Source organism: uncultured Nitrosomonas sp. (assembly GCF_902826915.1).
Taxonomy (GTDB): Bacteria; Pseudomonadota; Gammaproteobacteria; order Burkholderiales; family Nitrosomonadaceae; genus Nitrosomonas.
In genome coordinates, this window is the sequence record NZ_CADEGP010000093.1 from 1 (window position 1) to 8,393 (window position 8,393).

The 8,393-nt window shown below is 44.0% G+C and carries 6 protein-coding genes, 1 other RNA gene and 3 pseudogenes; 4 read left to right on the forward strand and 6 right to left on the reverse strand.

The window, feature by feature from the left end; genetic code table 11:
- Positions 1–312: 312 nt before the first annotated feature.
- Positions 313–524, forward strand: a pseudogene (locus tag QZV86_RS12705) (ATP-binding protein); the annotation flags it as partial.
- A 350-nt stretch (positions 525–874) separates the two neighbouring features.
- On the opposite strand, the gene QZV86_RS12710 reads toward QZV86_RS12705, so the two are convergent.
- The 3 genes from QZV86_RS12710 to ffs all read right to left on the reverse strand — a co-directional run bounded on the left by QZV86_RS12710 (position 875) and on the right by ffs (position 2,990).
- Positions 875–1,198, reverse strand: coding sequence for a YbaB/EbfC family nucleoid-associated protein (locus QZV86_RS12710; RefSeq protein WP_295628817.1), 324 nt, complete (start codon positions 1,196–1,198; stop codon positions 875–877).
- Positions 1,198–2,802 carry a DNA polymerase III subunit gamma/tau gene (dnaX, locus tag QZV86_RS12715; RefSeq protein WP_295628805.1) on the reverse strand — a complete coding sequence of 535 codons (1,605 nt, stop codon included), beginning with the start codon at positions 2,800–2,802 and terminating at the stop codon, positions 1,198–1,200. Before dnaX ends, QZV86_RS12710 begins: the two co-directional genes overlap by 1 nt.
- 89 nt (positions 2,803–2,891) lie before the next feature.
- An RNA gene (ffs, locus tag QZV86_RS12720) (signal recognition particle sRNA small type) lies at positions 2,892–2,990 on the reverse strand.
- Between the two features lie 151 nt (positions 2,991–3,141).
- Here ffs and QZV86_RS12725 point away from each other — a divergent pair.
- Together QZV86_RS12725 and QZV86_RS12730 are read left to right on the forward strand one after the other, a co-directional pair.
- A complete protein-coding gene (locus QZV86_RS12725) occupies positions 3,142–4,269 on the forward strand; it encodes an HD domain-containing phosphohydrolase (protein ID WP_295628808.1) in 1,128 nt (375 codons plus the stop codon).
- 78 nt (positions 4,270–4,347) lie between these two features.
- Positions 4,348–5,817, forward strand: a complete 1,470-nt coding sequence (locus QZV86_RS12730; RefSeq protein WP_295628811.1) for a TM0106 family RecB-like putative nuclease — start codon at positions 4,348–4,350, stop codon at positions 5,815–5,817.
- A 49-nt stretch (positions 5,818–5,866) separates the two neighbouring features.
- Here QZV86_RS12730 and QZV86_RS12735 read toward each other — a convergent pair whose 3' ends face one another.
- Positions 5,867–7,309, reverse strand: coding sequence for a mannose-1-phosphate guanylyltransferase/mannose-6-phosphate isomerase (locus tag QZV86_RS12735; protein ID WP_295628814.1), 1,443 nt, complete (start codon positions 7,307–7,309; stop codon positions 5,867–5,869).
- A gap of 165 nt (positions 7,310–7,474) precedes the next feature.
- Here QZV86_RS12735 and QZV86_RS13855 point away from each other — a divergent pair, with 165 nt between their 5' ends.
- On the forward strand, positions 7,475–7,693 hold the full coding sequence (locus QZV86_RS13855) for a DUF1353 domain-containing protein (protein ID WP_366925707.1): 219 nt from the start codon (positions 7,475–7,477) through the stop codon (positions 7,691–7,693).
- On the opposite strand, the pseudogene QZV86_RS12740 reads toward QZV86_RS13855, so the two are convergent.
- Both QZV86_RS12740 and QZV86_RS12745 read right to left on the reverse strand, forming a co-directional pair.
- Positions 7,694–8,233: pseudogene (locus QZV86_RS12740) on the reverse strand (IS1595 family transposase); the annotation flags it as partial.
- Positions 8,234–8,288: 55 nt separating this feature from the next.
- Positions 8,289–8,393 (reverse strand): annotated as a pseudogene (locus QZV86_RS12745) (IS1595 family transposase); the annotation flags it as partial.

An 8,393-nucleotide genomic window follows, 5' to 3' on the forward strand; every position in this document is an offset into this window, starting at 1 on the left:
TGGGTTGAGCAAGATTACCACTTATCGGACTGTCCGAATTTGCGAGGCCGCTTCTCAAGGAGGTAACACTCGATATTGCAGCGGAAGCAATTGCCTGGCTTGACCTCATGGGTACACCTGCTGCCCGACACCAGGTTTGTATCGAAGTGTAGTGGCAACCCAATTCCTTGGATAATTGCTTGGGGCTTGGGGCATTTACCTAATGCGAGCAATTCCACCATCTGTTGACGAAACTCCGGTGGGTAAGCAGGTTTGTAGTTTTGCGTCATATTTCTTCTCCTTTAAACAGAACATAATGTGTCCGTTCAAAGGGGACAACTCCAGTTTCATCTCATCAGCCAGCTTTATGAGAAAACCTATCTGATTATTACCACTAGCCTTAATTTCGCTGAGTGGATTCAAGTCTTCGGAGATGAAAAATGACCACAGCTCTACTTGATCGCATTACTCACCACTGCGATATCCTCGAAACTGGTAATGATTCTTACCGATTCAAGCATCGCAAAAAAGCACTCGAAATTTAAGTTGTGCCACTTCTTAACTGGAAATTTTTGGATGTTGATAGGTGGTAATTCTTGCATGTCGATTGACAGGTTTATGCAAAAATACCGGAAAGTTCTTTTGTCGAGCTATCAGTATTGTTAAGAAATGAAATAAATTCGTTTACATAGTGGGCACCTGGCGCTGCATTAAATAGCGCCACAACTATTTGCGCCACTTCCAGTTCTTATCATCCATAGTTTTCCTCAAAATTTACACTGACAGCATTTCGGTGCTGTATATAATATATTGATTATAATTGAATAATTTGTAAAAAGATTACCCTAATAAGGTAAATAAATTACCTTATATTGTCAGAATGGGAGAAGTCGCTTTAGAAAGGCAATTTAATACCAGGTGGTAAACCTAGTCCGCTACTAAGTTCTGCCATCTTTTCCTGAGTTGTTGTCTCTACGCGTCGCACAGCATCATTAAAGGCTGCCGCAACAATATCTTCGAGCATCTCTTTGTCGTCACCGACAAGACTGTCATCGATGCTAACTCTTTTGACATCATGACGACAAGTCATAATGACCTTAACCATGCCAGCACCTGATTGCCCTTCCACCTCAATGGTGGCGAGTTTTTCCTGCATTTTCTTCATGTTCTCCTGCACCATTTGGGCTTGTTTCATCATGTTGCCCAGGTTACCTTTCATCATTGCTTATCTCCTTTATCTTGAATGGGTTTAATTGAAGGAACGATTAATTTAGCATCAAATTGCTCGATCAGCTCTTGCACAATAGGATCCTTTTCAATTGCGGCAATCGCTTGTGCCTGTTTTTCTTCTTCAACACGTTGTTGTATTGCTACTGGTGTCAGTCCTGTAATGCTACCAACGAAAAAATTAAGAACTACAGGCTTATTAAAAAAAGTATTCAGTGCAGACTGAATTTTATCTTGATATTTCTTTTCCAGCAGGTGCTTATGTGCTTCCGGAACACAGAGTTCAATCTTATCGGCTGAAAGAATCTTGGTTTCACTATGTTGAGCTAGCATTTTAGCCATGCCTGTTAGCTTTAATTGCTGAACCAATTGTGGCCAAGTAAGATCGGAAGCATCTGCTATTTCGCGCTGAGTTGTGTGCTTAGAGACTGAGTACGGCTTATGCTCGGCTTTTGCGGGTTGCTTGATGTTTGTGGGCGGAGCATGTGGTGGTTGGTTTACTGCAAGATTCTCAGGCATGAAGGTGAGCATACGCATTAATGTCATGGTAAAGCCGGCATATTCATCGGGTGCCAGACTCAGATCGCCGCGTCCGTGCAGTGCGATCTGATAAAACAACTGAATATCATCAGGCGTAAGTATCTTCGCCAATGCGTTTATGCGGATATGTTCAGGAATGTCCTCGCTAATTGCTTGGGGGACGGCTTGTGCCAGCGCAACACGATGCAGGATGGCCGCCAGATCCTGTAATGCGGAATCGAATGAAAGACATTGCATCTCCATTTCATCAGCCAATGATATTAATTTCAGGCCATCTCTTTGTACCAAAGTATCCAATAGGTTAAACAGATAACCTTGATCAATGATGCCCAGCATATCTCGCACGCTTGCTTCTTCAATTTTACCTGCGCCAAAAGCAATGGCCTGATCCAATAGACTCAATGCGTCGCGCATACTGCCTTGTGCCGCACGGGCGACGAGTTGCAGTGATATTAGGTCGTACGGGATTTCTTCTTGTGCCAATATTCCTTTCAAGTGATCGGAAATTTGCGTTTGCGGAATTTGTTTCAAATTAAATTGCAAACAACGCGATAAGATTGTGATCGGAATTTTCTGCTGATCAGTCGTCGCGAGCACAAATTTGACATGCATCGGCGGTTCTTCCAGTGTTTTTAACATGGCATTGAACGCCGATTTGGAGAGCATATGAACTTCGTCGATGATATAAATCTTATAACGCCCACTGGTTGGTGCGTACAGCGCATTTTCGAGCAGTTCGCGCATGTTATCGACTTGGGTATTTGAGGCTGCATCCAATTCAATCAGGTCAATGAAGCTTCCAGAATCAATTTGTAAGCATGTCGGGCAAACGCCGCAGGGTGTCGCAGTTACACCTTTTTCACAGTTAAGCGATTTGGCCAGGATACGGGCGATAGTTGTTTTGCCAACACCACGTGTTCCGGTCAGCAAGTAGGCATGGTGCAATCTGTTTTGTTCAAGCGCATTAGTCAGGGCTCTGACTACATGTTCCTGCCCAGTTAGCTCGGTGAAATTTCTTGGGCGCCATTTGCGCGCAAGGACTTGTGTTTGAGGCACTTTTTAGATTTGGAAAGCGAATTACATTCGATTAAATCAGCCAACGATGCATAAATAGACCAGACAAATAACAATTTCAGTTTGCATTGGGTGGCGAGCCAGACCCCCGGCACTCGCAATAAATAGCTGTGGCTGCTTCCTTCCGGACCTGACCAGATTCACCACCTTGCAATGCGGGGAGGCCCGCCATAAAACTTATTAAAAGTGCTGAGAGTATACCAGTAGATGATAGGTTACTCCAATTTGATTGCTAAAGAATTCGGTAGGTGCTCGATAAAAGAGATAAACTCTGAATACGGTATGGCCGCTATTTAATTATTTACTACAAGACTGAGTGCTATGGCTTATCATCGCGACCTGCTGGCTGACTTAAATAAACCCTTGCCCATGAAGGATAGAGTTGTCAGTATTCATTGTTCTATACAAAAGAAATTTTTATTTGTCTCACGTATCGCTATTACACTTTATGATTCGGAAACTCAGACTCTGAGAGCTTACTTGGATAGCGATGAGGATGACAATCCCTTGGCGCATTTTCAATCTTCTTTGGACGATGCGCCGTCATTAAAGGAGATTCTTGCCAGAGGTTTGCCGCGAGTTGTTGATAATCTGGTTACTTTTGAGAATGGTTTGTATGAGCATACACAACGAATCGGTCGCCATGGATATGCCTCAAGCTATACTATGCCGATCTTTCATGCGGGTGTGTTTGTCGGTTTTTTGTTTTTTAATTCGCACGCAAAGGATGTATTCGTCGAAAATGTATTAAGTATTCTTGATATTTACGGTCATTTGATAGCGCTGATGATCATCAATGAATTATCCACCGTAAAAGTCATGGGCGCCGCGCTGAAAACGACCAGCGGCATGGTTCATCTGCGTGATCCTGAAACGGGTAGTCATCTGGATCGCATGTCACGTTATAGCCGTCTAATTGCGGAATCGCTTGCCGATCAGTATCAACTGGATGATACGTATATTGAACATGTTTTTATGTTTTCTCCTCTGCATGATATTGGAAAAATCTCAATTCCAGACAGTGTTTTGCTTAAACCTGGCCCGCTGAATGCGGAAGAAAGATCCATCATGGATACCCATGCGCGGGCAGGCAGAGAATTGATCGATGATATCGTTGATAATTTTGGTTTTGATAGTATTGATCACATTGATATTTTAAGAAATATTGCTGAATTTCATCATGAAGCTGTTAATGGGAGCGGTTATCCGTCTGGGAAGATGGATAATGAAATTCCTCTTGAAGCACGTATCGTCGCGGTGGCTGATGTATTTGACGCACTGACTTCCTGCCGCCCCTACAAGGATGCTTGGAGCAATGAAAAAGCATTCGATAAGCTGAGGCAATTGGCCGGTGAGAAACTGGATGCTGATTGTGTGAATGCTTTGATCGATCATGAGCAGGAAGTTATATCGATTCAACAGCAATTTAAGGAAAATACTTACGGTTAGCACAGCCACTTGGCTGGATGCAAAACACTAAAGGTACCATTGGAGGTAGCGCAATGCGCCTGAGCTAAATCCGATAAAATGGGCAGTTTCATTCTGAGGCTTTTGAATAGAGCCATGATCGCCAAAAAATCTACCCAAACGTTAATCAAACCGAGTGATGCCACTGCATGGATTGTATGTTCCCGGCGTGTGTGGCTGGATAAGCACCAACCCACTACGTATGAGCCTGATGCGTTTAATCAGCTACTGAGTGATCTTGGCTTGGAGCATGAAGCAACCATGCTGGCCAAGCTGAAAAATCAGTTTCCAGTAATTCAAGCCACATCCTTTGAGCATACACATGCTTTGATGCAACAGGGTGCTCCGATTATCTATCAGGGACGGCTTGTGGATGAGCGCCAAGGGTTGGTGGGCTATCCTGATTTCCTGATTCGACATGAGAGTGGGCAATACCAGCCGGCTGATGCAAAACTTTCGCTCAGTGAAAACAAAAAGGCAATTCAGATTCAGTTAGGAATTTATCGCCGGCTAATGGGAAATGGATTACCAGCCATGGTTTTTCTTGGAGATGGCCGTACTGCATTGCTGGGTGATGAGGTTGAATTGCTGGTTGACGAATTTATTACTAGTATGCGAGCTTTGCTTGATCTGCAGCAGCAACCAACGGTACGTTATAGTCACAGTAAATGCCGCATTTGTCCTTATGATGCGCATTGTCGTCCGGAATTTGAAGCACGTGAAGATATCTCGTTGCTATACGGAGTTCATGGCAAAGCTGCCGATTGTTTAACCGAAGCAGGTATTTCGACCATTTCACAGCTCGCCGCAAGTACCATCGGAACCGTACCTGATGTACCTCATCTCAAGGGTAGTAAAAGAAAGCACCGAGCTATTTTGCAAGCCAAATCCTTTTTAAGTGGGAAAGTGTATTCACTGAATAAAGCTGTTTTGCCGGAAGGAACCTGGATTCATTTTGATATTGAAGACAATCCATTAACCCCGACCCGTGAACGTCATGTGTATTTATGGGGTTTTTTGTTGTCACCATACGCTAAGGAGGATTTTGATTATGTCTGGACTGACGATGAAACAAATGATTATGAGGGTTGGCTAGGATTCTTGCAGAAAGTTGAAGCGTATCGTTTATTGTATCCTTCAATAGTGCTCGCACATTACTCGAATCACGAGAAAGCTACTATCCGGAAATACGCTGAACGCTATGCCATGGGAAACAACACCACAGTGACGTGGCTGCTGGGTCAAGATAGTCCTCTGTTTGATATACAAAATCCGGTGCTGGATAGTTTGGTTCTGCCGTTGCAGGGCTATGGCCTAAAGGATATTTGTAAACATCCGGACTTAGTTAACTTTCAATGGGAAAATCAAGAATCCGGATCGCAGTGGTCGGTGGTGCAATTCAATCGTTTTCGCTCAGAAAGCAACTTACTTGAAAAGCAAAAATTGAAAACGGAAATTCTCGGCTATAATCGTGATGACGTAATCGCTACGCGAAATTTGGAGTTATGGCTGAGAGGCTTATTTTGTTGATTAAAGCCATTTACATTACAGATCAGATTGTTGAGCCCTACTTGTTTGCTCATGAAATGATTCGGCCGTAAGAATCTTCGAATCTTAAGATGTCATCTTCTCCAAGGTAGCTGCCTGATTGCACTTCAATTAGATGCAGTGGAATTTTTCCGGGATTCTCGAGGCGGTGCATTTTACCTAGTGGTATGTAAGTCGATTGGTTTTCGGTAAACAAAGTCTCTGTATTCTCCATTATGACTTTGGCAGTGCCACTGACGACAACCCAGTGCTCCGCACGATGGTGGTGCATTTGCAATGATAGCTTTTCACCGGGCTTGACCATGATTCGTTTGACCTGAAAACGTTCGCCCTTATCAATACCTTCATACCAGCCCCACGGGCGATGGATCCGCAAATGCTCAAGATGTTCCTTGCGTTGATTGAATTCAAGCTGTTGTATCGCTGTCTTTAATTGTTGCGTTTTGCTTTTGTGCATTACCAGTACAGCGTCGGCTGTTTCGATCACAATGATGTCATCGAGTCCGATTACAGTAACCAGACGATTTTCTGCGCGAATATAGCTTTTTCGAGTATCCAGTACGAGTGTATCGCCACTGGTGAAATTGCCGTCGTCATCCTTAGGCGCAATTTTCCACAGCGAATCCCAGGAACCGACGTCGTTCCAGCCGAACTGAGCGGGTACAACAATGGCGCGGTCAGTTACCTGCATAATGGCATAGTCAATTGAATCCGAAGGTGAAGCCGTAAATGCATCCTTATCAGGTAAGATAAAACCAAGATCCGTGGTTCTTTCTTGCCAGGCTTGATGGACAGCAGTGAAGATGTGCGGCTGATGTCGTTGCAGCTCTCGCAGATAATTTTTAGCTGTAAAAACAAACATACCGCTATTCCACATATAGCCACCTTCTTGTAGATAGGCTGTTGCAGTTTCCAGGTTAGGCTTTTCAAAAAAGGATTGAATGCGGTGGGCGGGCAGGGCAACGGGTGCTGAGAGTGAAATTGCGTCACCCGTCTTAATGTAACCGTAACCGGTTTCAGGTGCAGAAGGCGTGATGCCAAAAGTCACCAGATAATCTTCCTGAGCGGCTACTTTCGCTGCTTCTACAGCTTGTGCAAAAGCATTCTGATCATCGATGACATGATCGGCCGGGAGAATGAGCATCAAGGCATCTTCATCAATCTGGGCCAAATGAAATGCAGCGAGCGCGATAGCTGGCGCGGTGTTGCGTCCGATTGCTTCGAGGTAAATCGCTTCCGGTTTGATATTAATCGCTTCACATTGCTCCTGGATCAGAAAACGATGTTCCGAATTAGACACCACTATGGGCGCTTGCGCATTCAATAATGTTGCAGCCCGGCCAAGGGTGACCTGTAGCATGGTTTCTTTACCTACAAGCGGGAGTAGTTGTTTAGGGTAATTGGCTCGGGATAACGGCCACAGCCGAGTGCCGCTACCGCCGGAGAGGATGACAGGGTGAATGTTTACGTTCATTTTTCAGGTTTTTTAGTGTTGAAGCTTGAAAAGATTAAGACAATATAGATAAAACTGCCGACTTCTGGTTGCTGCAACTCGACTGTTAAATTGGTAACAAGTAAAAATCGTAACACGATTACTCATGGGCATGGCATTTTTGGCAAGAGCGGATTCAAATCTCCGATGATCGTTCCTCCTACACTAGATGGAAAGTATTGGGTTTTGACTGAATATCTTGTCTATAAGCACCTTAAATCAAAAATGCAGATAGTGGCTCCGAAAGGGTTTGCTACCGATCTAGTTAGCGTTCCATGTCTTTTCTGGATAGCTTTTTCACCATGTGGACAATACACTAAAGCAGCGGTAATTCATGATTGTTTTTATTGGCTATGTCACAATTAGTTATTGAATCTGCCTTGTTTTCCCAAGAGATGCTAGGAAACAAAGAGTTGGGGTAATACTTTGACCGAGGCGTTCAATCATTCTGTGCCATCCGAGATAACTCCCAAGATAACGTGTTGCCACACCATTAAACTTCCTCATCCATTGCTTGAGCCGGCTATCATACGCATTGACGTTCTGAATATGATAGATGTTGTTTATAACTCTCTGACCTGCGGCAATATTGACTGGACGGTGGGCAATGTTTGCTTGCCGGGCAATCTGTTTATAAGTGGGCAACCCATCAGTGCACAAGATTACATCCTTATTTAACAAAGGAATAAGCACTGGTTCAATTTGCCGCGCACTTGTGCCATGCAGTATACAGTTTGCAGTCTCACCATGACGGTCGCGTACCACTAATACGGGCACTTGTTCTTTTGATGTCCCTTTCTTGACGGCTTTACCACCACGCTTGCGTGCAGATCTGGGTAAACGACGCTGTCCTTTGAAGGATTCCAGAAAATAGGTTTCATCTGCTTCGACAATACCATTCATTTTGCTGGGTTGACCAGTCGAAGGTATTTGTAAAGGCTCTAGACTAGCAGAGTTAATATTATCTGATGATTTGCCATAGTGCACTGGCAAGTTCATTAGGTTGTTTTATCCAACGCCATTCAGATTCTTTTAAATGCAACTCAAAGTTAACTGACACGCCGTT